Here is a 20226-nt window from a genome sequence, read left to right on the forward strand (position 1 = left end):
TCGCCGTCACACCGCGTCGACGCTCAGCCAGCGTCGACTGCGCCGCCCCGGCTCGTAGACCGAGTCCAGCCGCTTGGCGACCACGCCCGGCAGCTCCTGCTCCTGCCCGGCGCGCAGGGCCTCGTCGCCCGCGCCGGGGAACCACGGCGGAGTCTGCCAGTGCGCACCGGCCAGGGCCAGCCCATCGAGCAGCTCCCGGCGTTGCGCGTACGGCACGTCGACGCTGCTGACGCCCTCCAGCCAGAGCAGGTCGACGATCAGGTACTGCGCGCCGGCGGGAACCCGGCTGCCCGTGCTCTGGCGGACCGGACGCACCCGGCCGGCACCGTCGATGCGCACCAGCACACCATCGAGCACCGCCTCGGTGGGCGCGAGCGCCTCGGCCATCGCCCGCAGCCACGGATAGCCGCCGGTGATGTCCTCGTCGGTCTCGGAGAGCAACCGCAACCGCCCGCCGGAGACGTACGCCATCGCCCGGACCCCGTCCCAGCGCAGCTCGTACCCCCAGGCGGCGCGGTCGCGGGGGAGCCTGGCGGCCGGCGTGGCGTGCATCGGGCGGACCAGGTCGGGCATCGGTGTCCAACCCGGCGGCGCCGCGTCGGTGCGTCGGACCATCCAGTCCCGGCCGCCGGTGGCGAACAGGACGTAGCGGCCGGCGGTCCGGTCACCGGCGAGCGTCACGATCACCTCGTCGTCGCGCCACTTCTCGCACCGGTAGGTGCCCCGGTCGTGGATCAGCATCCGGCCTCCGCCGTACTCGCCAGCGGGGATCTCGCCGGAGAAATCGAGGTATTCCATCGGGTGGTCCTCGGTGTGCACGGCGAGGTGGTTGCGGCCCGGGTCGCGGGGGAGGCCACGCGGCACCGCCCAGGAGGCCAGCACCCCCTCGTGCTCCAGGCGCAGGTCCCAGTGCAGGCTGCGGGCGTGGTGCTGCTGGATGACGAAGCGGCCGGCGTCGGTGTCGGTGCCCGCCGCCGTCGGGCTCTGCTCCGGCACCGGCTCCGGCGTACGGGCCGCGTCCCGTCGTCGCCGGTACTCCTCCAGCCGGTCGCTCACACCCGCATTCTCCGGTAAACCGGACCAGCGCGTTGGATGCCGGAGTGTCCGGTTCGCTCGGCGGCCGGGGGCGCGGCGGGGTAGAACGGACCTCATGGACCACACCGACCAGCCCACCGCCCTGCTCCCCGGTGACGTGCGGATGCCCCTGCTCGGCTTCGGCACCTGGCAGGCCACCGGCCAGGCGGGCTACGACGCCGTGCTGGCCGCGCTCGACACCGGCTACCGGCACCTCGACACCGCCACCATGTACGGCAACGAGCGCGAGGTCGGCCGGGCGGTGCGCGAGAGCGGGCTGCGCCGGGAGGACGTCTTCATCACCACCAAACTCCCGCCGGACCGGGTGGGCCGGGAGCGCGCGACGTTGGAGGCCAGCCTGGAGGCGCTCGGGATCGACCAGGTGGACCTCTGGTTGATCCACTGGCCGCCGTCGTCGGCCGCGGACAGCATTCCGCTGTGGCGGGAGCTGCTCGCCGCCCGGGACGAGAACCTCGTCCGGGCGGTCGGGGTGAGCAACTACAGCACCGGGGAGATCGACGAGCTGATCCAGTCCACCGAGGAGAACCCGGCGGTCAACCAGATCCGGTGGAGCCCTTCGCTGTACGACCGGCAGCGGCACGCGGAGCACCGGGACCGGGGCGTGGTGCTGGAGGGCTACAGCCCGTTCAAGACCAGCGACCTGAGCGACCCGGTGCTGACCAGGATCGCCGGCGCGCACGGTGTCTCCCCGGCGCAGGTGGTGCTGCGCTGGCACATCGACCACGAGATCGTGGTGATCCCGAAGTCGGTGACCCCGGAGCGGATCACCGCGAACTTCGACGTCTTCCACTTTTCGCTGACGGCGGAGGAGATGCGCGACATCGACGCGCTTGGCGAGGTCTGAACCGGCGGTTTCCTTCACTCCGTGACTCGGCAATGAAGGGTATCGACATCGACGTACGTGACGGTATAGCGTCCCGTCATCACGATCGTCGATCCGTTCGTGTCCCCCTGTCGCTGGAGGATCGCCATGGCCCGCACACCGTCCATCCGTCTGCACCGCCGAGGGGTGCTCGGCATCCCCGCCCTGGTGGTCGCCGCACTGACAGTCGTCGCACGACCCGCCCCGGCCAGCGCCGCGCCGAAGGCCGAGTGCCTCGCCGACCTGCTCCAGGACGCCTGATGGCCACCATTCCCTGGCTCGTGGACGTGCTGCGCGGTGCCGGGGTCCAGGTCGTTGTCGAGGGCGACTGGCTCAACCGGATGCGGCCCGGCTCCTTCGACCCGATCGGGGTGCTCTGGCACCACACCGCCGCGACCTCCAGCGCCAGCAACCCGCACCCGGCGCTCGGCATCTGCATCAACGGCCGGTCGGATCTGGCCGGCCCGCTCTGCCAGGCCCTCGTCGACTACAACGGTGTCTTCCACGTCATCTCCGCGGGCCGCTGCAACCACGCCGGGACCAGCGGCGGCAGCGGGCCGATCCCGGCCGGGGACGGCAACACCCTGATGATCGGGTGGGAGATCGACTACAACGGCGTCAACCAGGAGATGACCGCCGCGCAGTACAACGCGTCGATCGCCGCCACCGCCGCCGTGCTCACCCGGCTGGGCCGGGACAGCAGCTATGCCCGAGGGCACCGGGAGACCAGCACCAGCGGCAAGATCGACCCGTCCTTCATCGACCTGAACGTCATGCGCGCCGACGTGGCGGCGAAGATGTCGGGCGGCGGGAACCCCCCGGCGTGGTCCTCCATCGTGGACAACACCACCTCCGGTCGGTTCACCGCCAGCGCCAACTGGGGTGTGTCGACGTACTCCGGGCAGCGGTACGGTGCCGACTACCGCTACGCGGAACCCGTCGCGGCCAGCGACGTCGCCTGGTACAGGTTCAACGTCCCGGCGACGGCCAACTATCGCGTCGATGCGTGGTGGCCGGCGACCTCCGGCTACAACGGTGCAACCCCGTACGTCGTCTCCACCACTACCGGCAACCGGACGATCATCGTCGACCAGCGGGCCACCGGTGGGCAGTGGCGGTCCCTCGGCACGTTCACGCTGCCGGCCGGCGACGCCAACCGGGTGGGCGTGAGCCGGTGGAGCAGCGCGACGGGCCTCATTGTCGCCGACGCCGTTCGCCTCACCCGGGTCTGACCTCGGCCGTCCGCGCTTGATCGACTCGACTTCCCGGAAGTCGGGGTGTCCGGCTGCGAGGATGCCCCGATTTCCGGGAACTCCGAGTGGATCAGAACCGTGTGCCGGACGTCGGTGGATTGATCTAAGGTCATCACTCCACCTCAGTAAGGGAGCGCAGTGATTCGCTTTCGCACCGTCCTGGCCGTCGGCATCACCGCCGCCGCCACTGTCACGCTGGTCGCCGGCCCGGCGCAGGCCGACACCGTCAACAGGACCGCGCACGCCCACTTCGACGGCGGCGATGGCAGGATGTTCGTCGACGTGACCCGGCCAGCGATCGGCGACACCGTCGTCGACGTCGAGTGGGGGAAGAGCGTCTGCGTTGTCACCGACGGCGTACGCGGCTGCGACAACGTCACCCGCCGCGCGTACGACGTGCCGGTCACCCGCTTCTCGTTCTCATTGGCGGGTGCGAACCTCACCGCGACGGTGCCCTATCAGGAGTCTCAGCAGCACTGCGACTTCGTCGACGGGGACGAGATCTGCAGTGAGTGGCAGGAGAGCACGGGCAGCACCACCCTCAAGGTCACCTGGGTGGCCCTCGACGAGCCGCTCCGGCGCGAGCGGTGGACGGGTGAGGACGGCAGCGTGCACATCAGCACGTCCGCGTGGACGACCGTCTCCGGCAGCGGCTTCGGCAGCACCTACGACGATCCAGCTACCAGCTTCGGCCAACTGTCCCGGACGCGGACCATCCCGCCGGCCGCCTGAGCAGGTCCGGCACTGACAGACGCCGCGGGGGCGTGACCGTTCAGGTCACGCCCCCGCAGCCTGCTGATGCCCCTCAGTTCCTTGAGCAGGTCGCGCCGTTGAGCGAGAAGCTGGTCGGGGACGAGTACGACCCGCTCAGCGTCCCCTGATAGCCGAAGCTGGCCGTGCCGCCCGGTGCGACGGACCCGTTGTGGCCGGTGTTGCGGGCGGTCACCGTGGAGCCGCTCTGGCTCACCGTGGCGTTCCAGGCGTTGGTGACCTGCTGCCCGCTGGGCAGGCTGTAGGTGAGCGTCCACCCGTTGATCGCGCTGGACCCGGTGTTGGTGATCTGCACGTCGGCCGTGAACCCGTTGTTCCACGAGTTCGCCGTGTACTTCACCGCGCAGGCCGCATTGCCCGGCGGCGGGGTGGTCGGCGGCGGGGTGGTGGGGTTGCCGCCGCCGTTGACCGAGGCCGAGAACGACGTCACGGCCAGGCCGACGCCGCCCTGCCAGGGCTCGAAGCCGGCCTGGATGCTGGTCAGGTACCAGGAGTTGGTGATCGCGCCCCGGTTACGGACGTCGTTGATGAAGTCCAGCACGCTGAAGTTGAGGCTGGAGATCGCCGACGGCGCGACGTACGAGATGACGTTGTTGGAGCCGTTGCTGCCCCGCCAGACCTCCCAGGTCCGACCGGCCAGATTCGTGGTGCCGACCACCGAGCCGATGGGCTGGATCGGGCCCTGCCGGTTGAGCCAGATCATGATCTCCATCTGGTTCACCCCGTCCCGCTTGGGCGACGGGTCCAGCCAGATGTCGTACGACGCGTTGTAGGTGGCGCCACTGACGTACCGGTAGGAGATGCTGCTGGTGGCACTGCTGATCTGACTCACCTGGATCGGCAGGTTCGTGCCGGGGGAGCAGTTGGTGTAGTGACAACCGAAGAACACCGAGGGGTACGCCGTCGGTGCGCCGTTGGTGGGGCTGCTGCCGTTGAGGGTGGTGATCTCGAAGCCGCTGCCGGTGACGTTGATGCACTGCTGGGCGGTGGTGCCCCAGCGGTTGTTCTGCACCACGTACCGGCTCTGGATGACGGCTGAGCCGTACTGTTCGCAGATCTGGGTGTCGGCGGAGGCGCTGCCGCCGAGGGCCACGGCGACGAGCGAGCTGCCGAGCAGCAGACCGGCGGCGGCCAGGGCTCGAAGTTGACGTTTCATGACGCTCCTTGACTCGGCGCGTGCCGGGCGCCGGATGTGGTGGGGCTGTGCGGGAGCGCTCCCACGCTCAATGACACATTCACATGTCTGAAACTCATCCGCAACTGCGCGCGTCAAACTGGTGAATTGTGAGGATTGCCACCACCCCCCGGACGGCTGCCGCTCGACGGCCAGCTAAGCGACGCGCGCCTCCGACGAGCGCCGCCGAGCCGGCCGATTGGGGCCTGGTGTGGGCGAATAGCTCCGAGTAGCGTGTTGCCTCCAACGCGTGCCGCTCCCCCTCCGGAGGCGTACACCACCATGGGTGGCTCCCCCCTGCGCATCCTCGTCGTCGGCGCGGGCATCGCCGGCCTGGCCGTGGCCCGGGCGCTACGCCTGGCGGGCTTCCGGCCGGACGTCACCGACAGGCTGCCGCCCGGGGAGTCCACCGAGACCGGCCTCTACCTGCCCGGCAACGCCGCCCGCGCGCTGCACCGTCTCGATCTGCACGACCCGGTCCGTCCACTCGGGCAGGTGATCCACCGGCAGCACTTCTTCGATGCCGCTGGTGCGAAGCTCTGCGACGTCGACCTCGACACCCTCTGGGCCGGGGTCGGCGAATGCCGGGCACTGCCGCGGGCCGACCTGCACCGGGTGCTGCTCAGCGGGGCCGGCGGCGCCGTTCGCCACGGCGCCGAGGTGCGCACCCTGGACCTGCTCCCGGGTGCCGTCGGCGTCACCTTCACCGACGGCACCACCACCGAGTACGACCTGGTCATCGGCGCCGACGGGCCGCGCTCCTCGGTGCGGGCCCTCGCCGCGCTCGGTGGGCCGCCGCGCCCCGTCGGGCAGGTGGTCTACCGGGCCGTGCTCCGCGACGGCCCGCCGGTCGCCGAGTGGACCGCCCTGCTCGGCCAGCGCTCCGGGTTCCTGATGGTGCCGATCGGTGCCGGGCGACTGCACCTGTACGCCGACGAGGCCGGCACCGAGAAGCCGGCCGAGCCACTGGCCCGGCTGCGCGAACTCTTCGCCGACTACCGCGGCCCGGTGCCCGAGGTGTTGGCGGCGCTCGACGAGGTGCACGTCGGGATCACCGACGAGGTGGAGCTGGGCCGCTGGTACCGGGGTCGCGTCCTGCTGATCGGTGACGCAGCGCACGCCACCGCGCCGACCCTGTCGCAAGGCGCGGCGATGGCACTGGAGGACGCCGTGGTGCTGGCCGAGTCGCTGCGCGCCGCCGGCAGCGTGGACGCGGCCCTGGTGGCGTACGAGAGTCGTCGCCGGCCGCGTACGCGCTGGGTGCGCGATCGGACCCGGGACCGCAACCGCACCAGGGACGTGCCGCCGGCGCTGCGCGACCCCCTGCTGCGCGGACGCGGCGGCCGCATCTTCGAGGAGCACTACCGGCTCTTGCTCGGCCCGCTGTAGACCCGTAGTAGATCGTGTCACGCCACCCCACGCGGCGCTGCGACCTGCCGGGGACTATCCTCCTTGCGGATGACGGCCCGCCGATAACCAGCGTGTGCCGAGCGGGACAACCGAGAACCGGAGGCCACTCGTGACCACCGTCGCACCCAAGCCGGTCGTGACCCGGCCCTGGCCGGTCCGGGAGCCGGTCAAGGGGTCGGCCATCGCGCGGCTGCTGCGAACCACGGACGCGAAGCAAATCGGGATCATGTATATGGTCACCGCGTTCGCGTTCTTCATGATCGGCGGCCTGATGGCCCTGATCATGCGGGCTGAGCTGGCCCGACCCGGGCTGCAGTTCCTGTCGCCCGAGCAGTACAACCAGCTCTTCACGATGCACGGCACGATCATGTTGCTGTTCTTCGCGACGCCGATCGTGTTCGCGTTCGCGAACTACATCGTGCCGATCCAGATCGGCGCACCCGACGTCTCCTTCCCCCGACTGAACAGCTTCGCCTACTGGCTGTTCCTGTTCGGCGGCACGATGGCGACGGCCGGTTTCATCACCCCGGGTGGTGCCGCTGACTTCGGCTGGTTCGCGTACGCGCCGCTGAGCAGCGTCGAGCACTCGCCCGGCGTCGGGGCCAACATGTGGGTCATGGGTCTGGCCATCTCCGGCCTGGGCACCATCCTCGGCGCGGTGAACATGATCACCACGGTCCTGACCCTGCGCGCGCCCGGCATGACCATGTTCCGGATGCCGATCTTCACGTGGAACATCCTGGTCACCAGCCTCCTGGTGATCCTGGTCTTCCCGCTGCTGGCCGCCGCGCTGTTCGCGCTCGCCGCGGACCGCATCCTCGGCGCCCACGTGTATGACCCCGCAACCGGCGGGCCGATGCTCTGGCAGCACCTGTTCTGGTTCTTCGGGCACCCCGAGGTCTACATCGTCGCGCTGCCGTTCTTCGGCATCATCAGCGAGGTCATCCCGGTCTTCTCCCGCAAGCCGATCTTCGGCTACAAGGGTCTGGTTGCCGCGACCGTCGCGATCGCCGCGCTCTCGATGAGCGTCTGGGCGCACCACATGTTCGCCACCGGTCAGGTGCTGCTGCCGTTCTTCAGCTTCCTGAGCTACCTGATCGCCGTGCCGACCGGTATGAAGTTCTTCAACTGGATCGGCACCATGTGGCGGGGCCAGATCAGCTTCGAGACGCCCATGCTCTGGGCGGTCGGCTTCCTGGTCACCTTCCTCTTCGGTGGTCTCACCGGTGTGCTGCTGGCCAGCCCGCCGATCGACTTCCACGTGTCGGACTCGTACTTCGTGGTGGCGCACTTCCACTACGTGCTCTTCGGCACGATCGTGTTCGCGGTGTTCGCCGGCATCTACTTCTGGTTCCCGAAGATGTTCGGCCGGATGCTCGACGAGCGGCTGGGCAAGATTCACTTCTGGCTCACCATGATCGGCTTCCACACCACGTTCCTGGTGCAGCACTGGCTCGGCAACGAGGGCATGCCCCGTCGGTACGCCGACTACCTGCCCAGCGACGGCTTCACCACGCTGAACATGATCTCCACGATCGGTGCGTTCATCACCGGTATCTCCACGCTGCCCTTCATCTACAACTGCTGGAAGTCGTACAAGACCGGCCCGGTGGTCGAGGTGAACGACCCCTGGGGTCACGGCAACTCGCTGGAGTGGGCGACCAGCAGCCCGCCGCCGCTGCGCAACTTCGACCGGATGCCCCGCATCCGTTCCGAGCGGCCGGCGTTCGACGAGAAGTTCCCGGAGCTGGCCGCTGGCGGCCAGAGCCTGGCCGGCCCGCCGGAGGGCGGCTCCAAGCCGCTCACCAGCGAGTCGGACGGCGGTGCCAGCTACCGCGAGGACACCGGCAGCGACATCGACCGGCACTGACGCTCAACCCAGCTGTACGACGGGCGCCGCCCCCCGGGACCACCGGGAGCGGCGCCCGTCGCCATGGCCGGCCGGGCTCGGCTCGACCGGTCTGGCGCCGACGGGGCTGTGTGCCTGAAGTGCCTGATGCCTGTGAGTCATCAAGATGACTCACAGGCATCACGCTCTTCAGCATGCATGCATGCATGCCGGTCGGAAGCCCGGCGGGCACCCGGCTGGCCCGCTGCCGCGGCACGCCCGGCCAGCCCGACCGCCGACCCCGCCGTCGACGGCGTGGGTGCAGCCGTCAGCGGGCGGTGGGGGCGAGGTCTGCCTCGACGGGCTGCGCGGGGTTGGCCGCGTCAGCGGTGCGGCGGCGGCGTAGCTCGATCGGGAGCACCACGAGGGTGACCAGCGCGCCGAGCGCTCCGGTGACCACGAAGCCCCAGAGTGGCGAGCTGGCGTCGATCACCGCGCCTGCGAGCGGCGCGCCGATCGCGATGCCGACGGTGACCGCCGACCCGTGCAGGCCCATCGCCTCACCGCGTACCTCGGCTGGGACCAGGCGGCTGACCGCGTCGGAGCCGGCCGCGATGGTCGGCGCGCAGAGCGCGCCGGCCGGGATCAGCGCCAGGCACAACAGCCACCAGTGCGCGCCGCCCAGCCCGACCGGGATGGTGCACAGGGCGAGTGCGGCGGTCAGCGCCAACGGGGAGAACGAGCGGTGCACGGCTCCATAGGCGAACCCGCCGAACAGCGAGGCGACCGCCCAGATGGCCAGCACCGCGCCGGTCCAGCCGACCTCGCCGCTGGCGCGCAGCACGGCGACCACCGCCACGTCGGTGCCGCCGAGCACCAGGGTCGCGGCGGCGCTGAGCGCCAGCACGGCGAGCAGTCGGGGGGTCAGCCACTCCCGGCGAGGCACCCGCCGCGGTGGGCCGCTGGGCTCGGCGGCTCCCCGGATCGGTGGGTTGACCACCCACAGGGCGATCCCGGCGGCGACGATGCCGCCGCCGACCAGGTACATGGTGGTCTGCGCGGAGATCGCGGTGACCAGGGCCACCGCCAGCGCCGGCCCGATCATGAAGGACAGCTCGACCGACATGGAGTCCAGCGCGTACGCCGGGCGGCGCTGAGCCTCCGGGACCAGCGCGGCGATGGACTGACGGACCACGGAGAAGATGGGCAGGGCCAGGGAGCCGGCCACGAAGGCGGCCGGCAGCAGCAGGGGGTACGGCAGCGTGGGCGCGGTGGACCAGAAGATCGCCTCGGCGATGCCGGTGACCACCAGGACCGGGCGCAGGCCGCGACGGTCCACCAGTCGGCCGAGCAGTGGCCCACCGATCGCCGCGCCCACTGTGACGGCCGCGCCCACCAGACCGGCGGCCCCGTAACCGCGATGAAGATCGAACACCACGTGGAAGGTCAGCGTCACCCCGGTCGCGGTGAGCGGGATGCGGGCAAGGACGGCGACCAGCAGCAGCGACCGCAGGCCGGGCAGGGCGAGCGCTTGCCGGTAAGGCTTCATGTTCACGTGGGTCCGTACCTCCGGCGACATCCTCGACCGGAGGCGGACCGTTGGCCAACCAATTACGCCCTCATGCGGCCCTGATCACAGGCTCGCCGTGCAAGGTCACCCCGGCACCGTCCATCGCGCGCAGCGCCACGTCGGTGGTCGCCGGAGCGACGGCGGCGGTCAACTCGAGCAGCACGGTGGTGGCGAAGCCCTCCCGGGCGGCGTCCAGCGCGGTCGCCCGGACGCAGTGGTCGGTCGCGATGCCGACCACGTCGACCTGATCGACGTCGTGCCGGCGCAGCCAGTCGGCCAGGCACTCGCCGTCGTCGGCGTGCCCCTCGAAACCGGAGTACGCCGCCGCGTGCTCGCCCTTGTGGAAGATCGCCTCGACCCGGCCGGTGTCCAGCTCGGGGTGGAACTCGGAGCCGCTGGTGCCGACCACACAGTGCCGGGGCCAGGACTCCACGAAGTCCGGCGGATCGCCGAAGTGCGCACCCGGGTCGACGTGGTAGTCCTTGGTGGCGACCACGTGGGACCACCGGTCCGGCTCGGAGGCCAGCAGCCGGGAGATGCCCGAGGCCACCCCCGCGCCGCCCGCGACGGCCAGTGAGCCGCCCTCGCAGAAGTCGTTCTGCACGTCCACGATGATCAGAGCGTTGGCCATTCGGGGGTTCCTCTCGTGATCCGGCCTGCGCGGCCGATCTGGGTCGAGGTCAGTCGGAGGGTACGACGGTGACCGGCACCGCCGGGTCGCCGGCGGAGAGCTTCAGCCCCTCCCACGGGATGGAGATCAGGCACTCGCGCAGGTGCTCCCGTGACTCGTCGAGAGAGGGTAGCGAGACCGGCTCGCCCCCCACCACGTACGAGCGCTGGAGCATCCGGTCGTTGGGCTTCCGGTCCGGCACACCCTGCGGGACGATGATCTCCTCGGTGGCGGTGCCGGTCGGCTTGTGACGGCGGACCGCGACCTTCCGGCCGCCGATGGTGGCCTTGTGCTCGGAGCGCTTCACCACCGGGCGTCCCTCGACCTCGACGAGCTTGTAGACCAGCCCGGCGGTCGGCGCACCGGAGCCGGTGACCACGGCCGTGCCGGCGCCGTACATGTCCACCGGTTCGGCGGCCAGCGCGGCGATCGAGTACTCGTCGAGGTCACCGGAAACAATGATCTTGGTTTCGGTGGCGCCCAGCGAGTCGAGCAGTTCCCGGGACTGCTGGGCGATCACCGCCAGGTCACCCGAGTCGATCCGTACCGCCCGCAGCTCCGGGCCGGCCACCGCGATCGCGTTGCGGATGCCCTGGCTGATGTCGTACGTGTCGACCAGCAGCGTGGTGTCCTTGCCCAGCGTGGCGACCTGCGAGGCGAACGCCGCCCGCTCGTCGTCGTGCAGCAGGGTGAACGCGTGCGCCGCCGTGCCCGCCGTCGGGATGCCGTAGCGCTCACCGGCGGCGAGGTTGGAGGTGAACCGGAACCCGGCCAGGTACGCGGCCCGCGCAGCGGCCACCGCCGCCTCCTCGTGTGCCCTACGCGACCCCATTTCGATCAGCGCCCGGCCCCGCGCCGCGGTCACCATCCGCGCCGCCGCTGCCGCCACGGCGCAGTCGTGGTTGAGCACGGAGAGCGCCACCGTCTCCAGCACCACGCACTCGGCGAAGCCGCCGGAGACGGTGAGGATCGGCGAGCCCGGGAAGAACAGCTCACCCTCGGCGTACCCGTCGATGTCGCCGGTGAAGCGGTAGTCGGTGAGCCAGGCCGCGGCCGCGTCGTCGACCACCCCGGTCCGCAGCAGGAAGTCGACCTCGGTGGGGTCGAACCGGAAGTCGCGGATCAGCTCGATGAGCCGGGCGGTGCCGGCGACCACGCCGTAGCGGCGGCCACTCGGCAGCCGGCGACTGAACACCTCGAAGACACACCGGCGGTCGGCGGTGCCGTCCTTCAGTGCCGCGCTGACCATCGTCAGCTCGTAGTGGTCGGTCAGCAGCGCGGGGCGGTGGGTGCTCACCGCCCCAGCCTAAGGTTCAGCCCGCGTCGCCGCCGTCGTGGCCCGGGATCGAGCGCAGCGCGGCCCACAGCTCGGCGCGACCGGTCACGCCGAGCTTGGCGTAGATGCGCTGAAGGTGATTTTCCACGGTGCGCGCCGAGAGGTAGAGCCGCTCGGCGATGGCCCGGCTGGGTGCGCCGTGCGCGGCGAGGCGCGCCACCTGCCACTCCCGCTCGGTGAGCACCGGCGCGCCCGCCTGCAGTGCCGGTGTGCGGATCAGGTCACAACGCCCGAGCAGCCCGGCCAGGCGCTCCCGGGCGTCGTTGGCCGCGGGCGAGTGCTGCCGGCGCAACCGCTGCACGGCCTGGGAGGTGGCCTCCGCCGCGAACACGGTCAGCTCCAACGCGGCATAGTCGTCGGCGACCGCGAGCAGGTCGGTGGCGGAGTCGGTCACCGCCGCGTGGGCGTGCCGGGCCAGCAGCGGCGGAAGCGCCCCGTCGACCCGTTCGGACAGCTCGGCTAGGCGCTGTGCGACGGTGCGGCGGCCACCGTCGGAGCAGGTGGGACCGACCGGCATGCCCGCCTGGTCCAGCCGCACCAGGTCGTGCAGGACGTGCACCTCGTGCCCGGCGAAACCATCCGATCGCAGGCGGTCGACCAGGTCGCCGAGGTGCTTGACCGCGCCCGGCAGGTCGCCCGACGCGGCGAGCGCCGCACCCCGGGCCTGCTCCAGCCACGGGTAGAGCACCGCCATGCCCGGCGCGTGGGTGCGGTCCGCTTCGGCCATCGCCGCGGTGGCCTGCGCCGAGTCGCCGCGCAGTGCCGCCGACTGTGCGCGCTCGGCCTGGGCCAGACCGGCGTAGACCCGGCTGGTGGCCAGCACCGCGCAGGCGCCCAGGGAGGTCCGCATGGCCGCGTCGCTCTGCCCACGCATGCGGGCCGCGTACGCCTGGAGGATGGCCAGGTAGCCGGTGCCGAGCCGGAAGTCGCCGGCACCGGCGAGGTCGGCGAACTCGTCGGCGACGATCGCGTCGATCCCTGCCAAATCACCGGTGAGCATGAGCCTGGTGCCCCGGGCCAGTTCCAGTGCCAACTGCAGGTACGGCATGTCGGTGCGCCAACTGCCCGCTGCGGAGTGCACCTGGGCGATCGCCGTACCGCTGCGGTTGAGCTGGCCCTGTGCGGCCTGGACGTACGCGATGGTGGATCGGGCCAGCTCGCGGGCGGCGACGCCGGCCGCCGGCCGGTCCAGTACGCGTTGGCTGAGCCGCACCGCCCTCGTCGTGTCGAGCCCGTGCAGGCGCATGATCGCCTCGAAGGCGTGCACCCGGGACTGGTCCGCGGAGTCACCGAGCTGCTTGACCCGGCTGGCGAGCTCCTCCACCGTGGACTGGCGGCTCAACCCCCAGTAGCTCACCATCCCGCGCACTGTCAGCCAGCGGCAGAGTCGCCGTTCGTCGCCGGGCTCGGGTGGCACCGCGTCGAGGACGCCGATCGCCTCCTCCGGCCGATCTCCGAACATCAGGATGGTGGCCAGCAGCTCTGCCGCGTCGGAGCCGCCATCGGCGTTGAGCGCGGCGCGCGCCAGGCGTGTGGCCAGCGGCACGTCGTAGCGGGTGAAGGCCTGCACCGCGGCATCGAGCAGCATGGCCGGGTCCTGTGCGGTGCCCGAGTCGAGTCGCCAGACCGCCACCCGCAGCAGGTCGTCGCGTCGGCGCTTGCCGACCTGCTCCAGCAGCTCCGCAAGGTGCGCCTGAAGGCGGCGCGTGCGGCTGACCGGGCAGCGGCGACGCATCACCTCGCCGTAGAGCGGGTGGGCCAGCCGGACGTTGGTCCGCCGGTCGTGCTGGATCACGCTGATCAGACCGCGTTCCTCGGCGGTCTCCACGTCTGCCTGGTCGGCGGCCTGCTTGAGCAGGTGCAGACCGAGTGGTTCGCCGAACGCCACCAGCTCGACGACCGCGCGGACGCCGTCGGTGAGCTTGCCGACCCGGGTGTCGATCAGGTCGGTCAGGCTCGGCGCCAGCTCCAGTCGGCCGGTCCACTTCCAGATGCCGTAGGTGCGCTTCAGCTCCGCGCTGCCGGTGGCGGCGTGCACCAGCTCGCGCAGCAGCAGCGGGTTGCCGGCCGACAGCTGGCCGAGCCGGTCGGCGGAGCCGGCGTCGACCGGGCCCTCCAGGATGGCCGCCAGCAGGCCTGCGGTCTCCTCCGGTGGCATCGGGGTCAGCTCGACGTGCTCGACCAGATCGTCGGTCCAGAGTGCACGGATCGGCAATGGGATCTGCTCGCCGTCGCGCAGGGTGCCGAGCACTGTGGCGTTCTCCGCGCGGGCGACGAGGTGCACCAGCGCCGCCGAGGGCGGATCGAGAAGGTGGGCGTCGTCGATGGCGAGCACGATGCGTCGGCCGGCCGCCTGCTGTTGCAGCAGGTTGAGCGCCCAGCGCAGGATGCCGGCGGGGGAGAGGCCCTGGGGTTGCTCGGCGGGGAGCACCTGCACCAGCCCGCCGAACGGCAGCGCGGCCGTGGTGGCACTGGCCGCGATGGACCAGATCGCGAACCGGTCGGTGGGCAACGCGTTCACGCCCTCACGCAGCAACCGGCTCTTGCCGATGCCAGCGCTGCCGCTGAAGAAGAGCCCCCGGCCGGCCTCACCGGTCACCGCCGCGAGCAGGCGGTTGAGCTCATCTGTTCGGCCGACGAACTCCCATCGACTCATCCGGGCAGCATATCGATGAATTCCGTGCGCGCCCGCACCGTCACCGAACGAAGTTGAGTAGCGGCACAATTACCGGTGAGTATCGGAGGTGTTCCGCCCGGTCGTCGGCTCGCCCGTAGTCTTCGACATCCGGGGGTTGCTCCACTGGAATGTTCACGCGACCGGGCAACCGGTCACCTGCAACGGGAGGCACCTGATGAAGCAGGGCCCTCTCCCCTCGGTCGATTCGCCGGACGACATGACCGGCCCGACCGACCTGCCCAGTTGCGGCCCGCTGCCCACGCGGGTCGGCGTCACCGGTCCCGCACCGGAGGAGCCGCTCGGCGTGGTCGCCGTCGGCCCGGCCGGTGCCGAGCGGCGTGCCGTGCTCGCCACCCTGCTCAACCTCGACCCGGTGATGCTCACCGTGCCGGCGGGCAGCTGGTTGGTGGTGCGCAACGCCAAGGTGCCCACCCGGGCGGCGTTCGTGCCCGGTTACCGTCAACCGCACTCGTACGGCGCGGACCGGGACGCCGCCGGTCCGGCGTTGGCCCGTCCGCCCCGACGGGTCGAGCTGAGCGTGCCCGAGCCGCTGCTGCGGCACTTCACCCTGATCGACGTTCCGGACACCGCCACGCTCGGCGCGGCCGGCAACCGGGTGCTGCTCGAAGCGGTGGGCCGTGCCGGTGCGCTGCTCTTCGTTATCGCCGCCGACCAGGCGTTCACCGCCACGGAGCTGAACCTGCTCGCCGAGGTCGCTCCGACCTCGGTGGAGGTCGTCTTCGCGGTCACCCCCGGCGCGGCGGGCTGGGCCCCGCTGGCCGACGGCGCGGCGACTACGGAGGACGCGGGGGCGTCCGTCCCGCCAGCCGGGAGCGGAGCGACGGAGGCCACCGCGGCTGCGGTGACCGTCGCGGCACACCGGGCGGCGCTGCTGGCGGCGGTGCCGGCGCTGGCCGGCGCGCGGTGGTTCCCGGTCGACGACGCCGACTCCGCCGCCGATCTGCGGCGGGCCCTGGTGGGCTGGTCGTCGCGGGAAGGGTTGCAACGGGCCAGTGTCAACCCGCCGGTGCTGCCGGGTCAGCACGACCGGATCGCGGTGGCTGCCGACCCCGGCGACTGGTCTGAGCGGCTCGACCGGCAGACCCGCTCGTGCGCCCAGCGGATCCGCCAGCACCTCGCGCTGGAGCTGGCGAACATCCACCTGCGGGCGGTCCAGGAGATCGTGTTCGGGGTCGGCTGCGCCGGCCTCCCGGATCTCCTCGACCGGGAGATGGCGGCGTTGTCGTTGTTGGCCACGGCGCAGTGCGACCAGGCCGTGCGCGGCATCATCACCGACGCCGCGAGCCGGGTGCTCGGCGCGCCACCGACCGAAGGCGTGCACCGGCGGATCGCCACCGCCGTGCAGTACGGCCTGGTCGACGACCGGCCCGGCCAGGACCTGGACAAGGTGCTGCTGATCACCAGCACAGCCGGGGTCGCCGGGCTGACCGGCCCGGAGGCGATCGACGCCCTGTCCAGCTACCCGGCGGCGGCCCGTTCCGAGGTGCTCCCGCCGGTCGCCGTGGCGCTCTCCGGCGGTTGCTGGCAGCAGTGGCGTACGCCCGGCAACAACGACCACAGCGCGGCGCGGGCCTGGTCCCAGCGGGCGGTGCGGGAGGTCGAGCTGGGGTTGTCCCGGGAGATCTCCCGACGGTTCGAGGTGATCCGCCTCTCGCTGGGCACGGTGCTCTCCGATGCAGTCGATCACGGCATCCTGCTCGCCTGACGGCGTGGCGACCCTTCGGTTGGGGTCCGTCTCGCACCGCGCGCCCGACGGCGTTCGGGGCGAGTCAGGGGTGCCCGGGCTGGGCGATCCACGCCGGGCCGGCGTTCCGGTTCCTCGGTTCCGGGAAACCGGTGGCACGATGGGGGGCATGGCGGCTCCGCAGGTTGCACCGGTCGAGACGCCGGACACTGACGAGGTGCCGGCGTCCGACCGGCAGTGGGTGACGATCGTGTGGGACGACCCGGTCAATCTGATGACGTACGTGACCTGGGTCTTCCAGAAGCTTTTCGGCTACAGCCGGGAGAGGGCCGAGCAGCTGATGCTGGACGTGCACCACAAGGGCCGGGCCGTGGTCTCCACCGGTGCCCGGGAGCGGATGGAGCACGACGCGTCGCAGCTGCACGCGTACGGGCTGTGGGCGACGGTGGACAGATCATGAGCATGTTCCGTCGCCAGTCCGGCCGCTATGTCGCCACCTTCGCCGTCGACGAGGTGCGGGTGTTGCGCAAGGTCGCCTCCGAGGTGGTCGGCCTGCTGACCGATGGCTTCGACCACACCGACCCGGTCGTCGGTCGGCTCTTCCCGGCGGTCTATCCCAAGGACGCCCCCGGCACCGCCGAGTTCCGCCGCTACACCGAGGGCGACCTGAAGACCGCGAAGATCGATCAGGCCGGGGCGATCCTCGCCGCGCTTTCCGACGAGGCCGGCGGTGAGGTGCGGCTGGACGCCGAGGCGGCCGAGGCGTGGCTGCGGGCGTTGAACGACGCCCGGCTCGCGATGGGCGTCCGGCTGGAGATCAAGGACGGCACGGACCTGGGCGAGGAGCTGGACGACGCGGTCGCCGACGATCCGGGCTCCAGCAGGGTGTTCCAACTGTCGGTCTACGCGTACCTCGGATATTTGCAGGAGTCGCTGCTCAACGCCTTGATCGACTGAGCGTGACCGGCACCACTTCGGCCCGTGCTCATCAGGCGTTAGGCTGGTGCTCGTGCTGAGCATCGACCGGTCGATCATCGACGCGATCGTCGCCCACGCGCGGCGGGACCACCCCGACGAGGCGTGCGGCGTCGTCGCTGGTCCCGTCGGCAGCGACACCCCCACCCGGCACATCCCGATGGACAATGCCGCGCGGTCGATGACCTTCTACGAGTTCGACTCGATGGAGCACCTGCGGGTGTGGCGGGAGATGGACGACCGGGACGAGGAGCCCGTGATCATCTACCACTCGCACACCGCCACCGAGGCATACCCGTCACGGACGGATGTCTCCTTCGCAGGCGAGCCGGGCGCGCACTACCTGCTCGTCTCGACCCGTGAGCCCGACTCGGAGGAGATCCGGTCCTTCCGGATCGTCGACGGTGTGGTGGCCGAGGAGCCGGTCCAGGTCGTGGAGGCGGGCGTCGACCCGCATGCGGTCCAGTCCTACATGTTCGGGCAGAGCCCGGCGACGGTCGACTACGAGTGTTCCGACCGCTGACCCGTCAGCGCCCGCACCCGTTCGTCCCGTCACCGTAGGCACACCCGATCGAGGAGCTCGACATCATGGCCATTGAGGTTCGCATCCCCACCATCCTGCGCAGCTACACCGGCGGCGCCAAGGTCGTCGACGGCAGCGGCGACACCCTCGCCGATCTGCTCACCGACCTGGACTCCCGCCACGGCGGTCTGCGCGGCCGGCTGATCACCGAGACCGGCACGTTGCACCGCTTCGTCAACGTCTACGTCAACGACGAGGACGTCCGCTTCCTCGGTGCGCTGGACGCCAAGCTCTCCGACGGCGACAGCGTGACCATCCTGCCGGCCGTGGCCGGCGGCGCGTTCGGCTTCGCCGCCGCTGCGGCGATCAGCTCGCACAGCGCCGCCGCTGCGGCGATCAGTTCGCACAGCGCCGTCGCGGCTCGCTGAGGTCGTCCGCCATGGCGCGGTACGACAGTCTGCTGGACGCCTGCGGGGGTACGCCGCTCGTCGGCTTGCCCCGGCTCTCGCCGACGGTGCCCGACGGGGCGCCGCCGGTGCGGCTCTGGGCCAAGCTGGAGGATCGGAACCCGACCGGCAGCATCAAGGATCGCGCGGCGCTGTTCATGGTCCGTGCGGCGGAGGAGGCCGGCCGGCTCCGGACGGGTGACACCATCCTCGAACCGACCAGTGGCAACACCGGCATCTCGTTGGCGATGGTGGCCAAGCTGCGCGGTTACCGACTCGTCTGCGTGATGCCCGAGAACGTCTCCACGGAGCGGGTCCAACTGCTCCGGATGTACGGCGCCGAGATCATCTTCTCGCCGGCGGCGGGTGGTTCCAACCAGGCGGTCGCCACCGCCAAGCAGGTCGCCGCCGAGCACCCCGACTGGGTGATGCTCTACCAGTACGGCAATGAGGCCAACGCTCGGGCGCACTACGAGACGACCGGGCCGGAGCTGCTGCACGACCTGCCCACCATCACGCACTTCGTGGCTGGGCTGGGCACCACCGGCACGCTGATGGGCACCGGGCGCTACCTGCGGGAGAAGGTCGACGGCATTCAGGTCGTGGCCGCCGAGCCGAGGTACGGCGAGCTGGTCTACGGCCTGCGCAACATCGACGAGGGGTACGTGCCGGAGCTGTACGACGCCTCGGTGCTCTCCCGGCGGTTCTCGGTCGGCACCCGGGACGCGGTGCTGCGTACCCGGCAGCTCGTGGAGGTCGAGGGCATCTTCGCCGGGTTCTCCACCGGGGCCATCCTGCACGCCGCGCTCGCGGTGGCGCACGAGGCGGTCCGCGACGGCCGGCGCGCCGACGTGGCTTTCGTGGTCTGCGACGGCGGATGGAAGTACCTGTCCACCGGCGCGTACGGGGGCACGCTGTCGGATGCCGAGGACGCCCTGGAGGGGCAGCTCTGGGCCTGACCGACGTGGTCTTCCCGGGCACGGGCCGCCGATTCGCGTCGGCGGCCCGTGCCTTGTCCACGGCACCGTGAGCAGGTGTCACGTTCGTGACAACTTCGGTTGGATCATTCTTGCCGCCGGGCACCCCGGCGTAGGCTGCGCAGCGTGACGCACGCGTCGGTAGAGATCATGGCTGGGGCGACGGCCGCCACGGATGCTACTGACAGTGACAGCGAGACAACTCGATGCGACTGACCGTCCTCGGCTGCGCCGGCAGCTTTCCCGGCCCGGAGTCACCGTGCTCGGCCTACCTCGTCGAGGCCGACGGTTTCCGGCTCCTGGTCGACTTCGGCTCCGGGTCGCTGTCCAGCCTCCAGCGATACGCCGGGCTGCACGCCCCGGACGCGATCCTGCTGACCCACCTGCACTGTGACCACATCCTCGACGCCGTGACGTACGTGGTGGTCCGCCGGTACGCCCCGGACGGCCCCTACCCGGCGCTTCCGGTGTACGCGCCCTCCGGCGCACCGGACCGGCTCAGTGCCGCCTACGGCGACGAGGGCACCGTGGAGGACGTGTACCAGTTCTACGCCCTTCAGCCGGGCACCTTCCCGATCGGCCCGTTCACTGTCACCGTCGACCGGGTCAACCACCCGGTGGAGACGTACGGGGTGCGGCTGGAGCACGACGGTCGGTCCCTGTGCTACTCGTCGGACACGGCGTCCTGCGACGCGTTGCTGCGGCTGGCCCAGAACGCCGACGTCTTCCTCTGTGAGGCCAGCTATCTCGACGGGGTGGACAACCCACCGGATCTGCACCTGACCGGCCGGGAGGCCGGCGAGACGGCGGCCAAGGCCGCTGTGGGTCGGCTGCTGCTCACCCACCTGGTTGCGGCCTGGGGCAGCGAGGCGCACACGTTGGAGTCGGCCGCCGCCGCGTACACCGGACCGATCGACGTGGTCCGGCCCGGCGCGAGTTACGACGTCTGACCTC

Annotated in this window: 19 protein-coding genes; 13 read left to right on the forward strand and 6 right to left on the reverse strand. The window is 71.1% G+C overall.

Features of this window, described 5'->3' with window-relative positions; translation table 11 throughout:
• Nucleotides 1-6 precede the first annotated feature (6 nt).
• Complete coding sequence (locus AC3CF1_RS25040) at nucleotides 7-1056, reverse strand: DNA polymerase ligase N-terminal domain-containing protein (RefSeq protein WP_354981296.1); 1050 nt, start codon at nucleotides 1054-1056, stop codon at nucleotides 7-9.
• 94 nt (nucleotides 1057-1150) lie between these two features.
• Between AC3CF1_RS25040 and AC3CF1_RS25045 the strand changes: the two genes are divergently transcribed.
• The 4 genes from AC3CF1_RS25045 (at nucleotide 1151) to AC3CF1_RS25060 (ending at nucleotide 3942) form a co-directional block, all read left to right on the forward strand.
• Complete coding sequence (locus tag AC3CF1_RS25045) at nucleotides 1151-1939, forward strand: aldo/keto reductase (protein WP_488451399.1); 789 nt, start codon at nucleotides 1151-1153, stop codon at nucleotides 1937-1939.
• Nucleotides 1940-2065: 126 nt separating this feature from the next.
• Nucleotides 2066-2218 (forward strand): hypothetical protein, encoded by a 153-nt coding sequence (locus tag AC3CF1_RS25050; protein WP_172861953.1) that lies wholly within the window; start codon nucleotides 2066-2068, stop codon nucleotides 2216-2218.
• Nucleotides 2218-3189 (forward strand): golvesin C-terminal-like domain-containing protein, encoded by a 972-nt coding sequence (locus tag AC3CF1_RS25055; RefSeq protein ID WP_088946423.1) that lies wholly within the window; start codon nucleotides 2218-2220, stop codon nucleotides 3187-3189. The genes AC3CF1_RS25050 and AC3CF1_RS25055 overlap by 1 nt, the downstream gene beginning before the upstream one ends.
• A 159-nt stretch (nucleotides 3190-3348) precedes the next feature.
• Nucleotides 3349-3942 carry a hypothetical protein gene (locus AC3CF1_RS25060; protein ID WP_488451401.1) on the forward strand — a complete coding sequence of 198 codons (594 nt, stop codon included), beginning with the start codon at nucleotides 3349-3351 and terminating at the stop codon, nucleotides 3940-3942.
• A 73-nt stretch (nucleotides 3943-4015) separates the two neighbouring features.
• Here AC3CF1_RS25060 and AC3CF1_RS25065 read toward each other — a convergent pair whose 3' ends face one another.
• Complete coding sequence (locus AC3CF1_RS25065) at nucleotides 4016-5137, reverse strand: glycoside hydrolase family 12 protein (RefSeq protein WP_488451403.1); 1122 nt, start codon at nucleotides 5135-5137, stop codon at nucleotides 4016-4018.
• A 300-nt stretch (nucleotides 5138-5437) separates the two neighbouring features.
• Between AC3CF1_RS25065 and AC3CF1_RS25070 the strand changes: the two genes are divergently transcribed.
• A complete protein-coding gene (locus AC3CF1_RS25070) occupies nucleotides 5438-6544 on the forward strand; it encodes an FAD-dependent monooxygenase (RefSeq protein WP_488451404.1) in 1107 nt (368 codons plus the stop codon).
• A 130-nt stretch (nucleotides 6545-6674) separates the two neighbouring features.
• The gene (gene ctaD / locus AC3CF1_RS25075) at nucleotides 6675-8435 is read left to right on the forward strand and encodes an aa3-type cytochrome oxidase subunit I (RefSeq protein ID WP_088946427.1); all 1761 of its coding nucleotides are present in this window, start codon (nucleotides 6675-6677) and stop codon (nucleotides 8433-8435) included.
• A 286-nt stretch (nucleotides 8436-8721) separates the two neighbouring features.
• Here the strand turns inward: ctaD and AC3CF1_RS25080 are convergent, their stop codons facing one another.
• The 4 genes from AC3CF1_RS25080 to AC3CF1_RS25095 are packed head-to-tail and all read right to left on the reverse strand — an operon-like array spanning nucleotide 8722 to nucleotide 14625.
• Nucleotides 8722-9972: an MFS transporter gene (locus AC3CF1_RS25080; protein WP_355162306.1), complete on the reverse strand. Its 1251-nt coding sequence runs from the start codon at nucleotides 9970-9972 to the stop codon at nucleotides 8722-8724.
• A gap of 40 nt (nucleotides 9973-10012) precedes the next feature.
• Complete coding sequence (locus tag AC3CF1_RS25085) at nucleotides 10013-10594, reverse strand: isochorismatase family protein (RefSeq protein ID WP_088946429.1); 582 nt, start codon at nucleotides 10592-10594, stop codon at nucleotides 10013-10015.
• 49 nt (nucleotides 10595-10643) lie between these two features.
• A complete protein-coding gene (locus AC3CF1_RS25090) occupies nucleotides 10644-11930 on the reverse strand; it encodes a nicotinate phosphoribosyltransferase (RefSeq protein ID WP_088946430.1) in 1287 nt (428 codons plus the stop codon).
• A gap of 16 nt (nucleotides 11931-11946) precedes the next feature.
• Nucleotides 11947-14625: a LuxR C-terminal-related transcriptional regulator gene (locus AC3CF1_RS25095; protein ID WP_488451405.1), complete on the reverse strand. Its 2679-nt coding sequence runs from the start codon at nucleotides 14623-14625 to the stop codon at nucleotides 11947-11949.
• Between the two features lie 196 nt (nucleotides 14626-14821).
• On the opposite strand from AC3CF1_RS25095, the gene AC3CF1_RS25100 reads away from it, so the two are divergent.
• The 7 genes from AC3CF1_RS25100 to AC3CF1_RS25130 all read left to right on the forward strand — a co-directional run bounded on the left by AC3CF1_RS25100 (nucleotide 14822) and on the right by AC3CF1_RS25130 (nucleotide 20222).
• Nucleotides 14822-16372, forward strand: a complete 1551-nt coding sequence (locus AC3CF1_RS25100) for a P-loop NTPase family protein (RefSeq protein ID WP_354981288.1) — start codon at nucleotides 14822-14824, stop codon at nucleotides 16370-16372.
• A gap of 148 nt (nucleotides 16373-16520) precedes the next feature.
• Nucleotides 16521-16811: an ATP-dependent Clp protease adapter ClpS gene (clpS, locus tag AC3CF1_RS25105; protein ID WP_088946433.1), complete on the forward strand. Its 291-nt coding sequence runs from the start codon at nucleotides 16521-16523 to the stop codon at nucleotides 16809-16811.
• Entirely contained in the window at nucleotides 16808-17308 is a 501-nt protein-coding gene (locus AC3CF1_RS25110) for a DUF2017 domain-containing protein (protein WP_354981287.1), read from the forward strand. The genes clpS and AC3CF1_RS25110 overlap by 4 nt, the downstream gene beginning before the upstream one ends.
• 52 nt (nucleotides 17309-17360) lie before the next feature.
• Complete coding sequence (locus AC3CF1_RS25115) at nucleotides 17361-17849, forward strand: M67 family metallopeptidase (RefSeq protein ID WP_088951494.1); 489 nt, start codon at nucleotides 17361-17363, stop codon at nucleotides 17847-17849.
• Between the two features lie 65 nt (nucleotides 17850-17914).
• Nucleotides 17915-18277: a MoaD family protein gene (locus tag AC3CF1_RS25120; protein WP_354981286.1), complete on the forward strand. Its 363-nt coding sequence runs from the start codon at nucleotides 17915-17917 to the stop codon at nucleotides 18275-18277.
• An 11-nt stretch (nucleotides 18278-18288) separates the two neighbouring features.
• Nucleotides 18289-19254 (forward strand): PLP-dependent cysteine synthase family protein, encoded by a 966-nt coding sequence (locus AC3CF1_RS25125; protein ID WP_488451406.1) that lies wholly within the window; start codon nucleotides 18289-18291, stop codon nucleotides 19252-19254.
• 224 nt (nucleotides 19255-19478) lie between these two features.
• Nucleotides 19479-20222: an MBL fold metallo-hydrolase gene (locus AC3CF1_RS25130; protein ID WP_488451407.1), complete on the forward strand. Its 744-nt coding sequence runs from the start codon at nucleotides 19479-19481 to the stop codon at nucleotides 20220-20222.
• The last annotated feature ends 4 nt before the right edge of the window (nucleotides 20223-20226 follow it).

Source organism: Micromonospora sp. MGP-C2 (assembly GCF_057766525.1).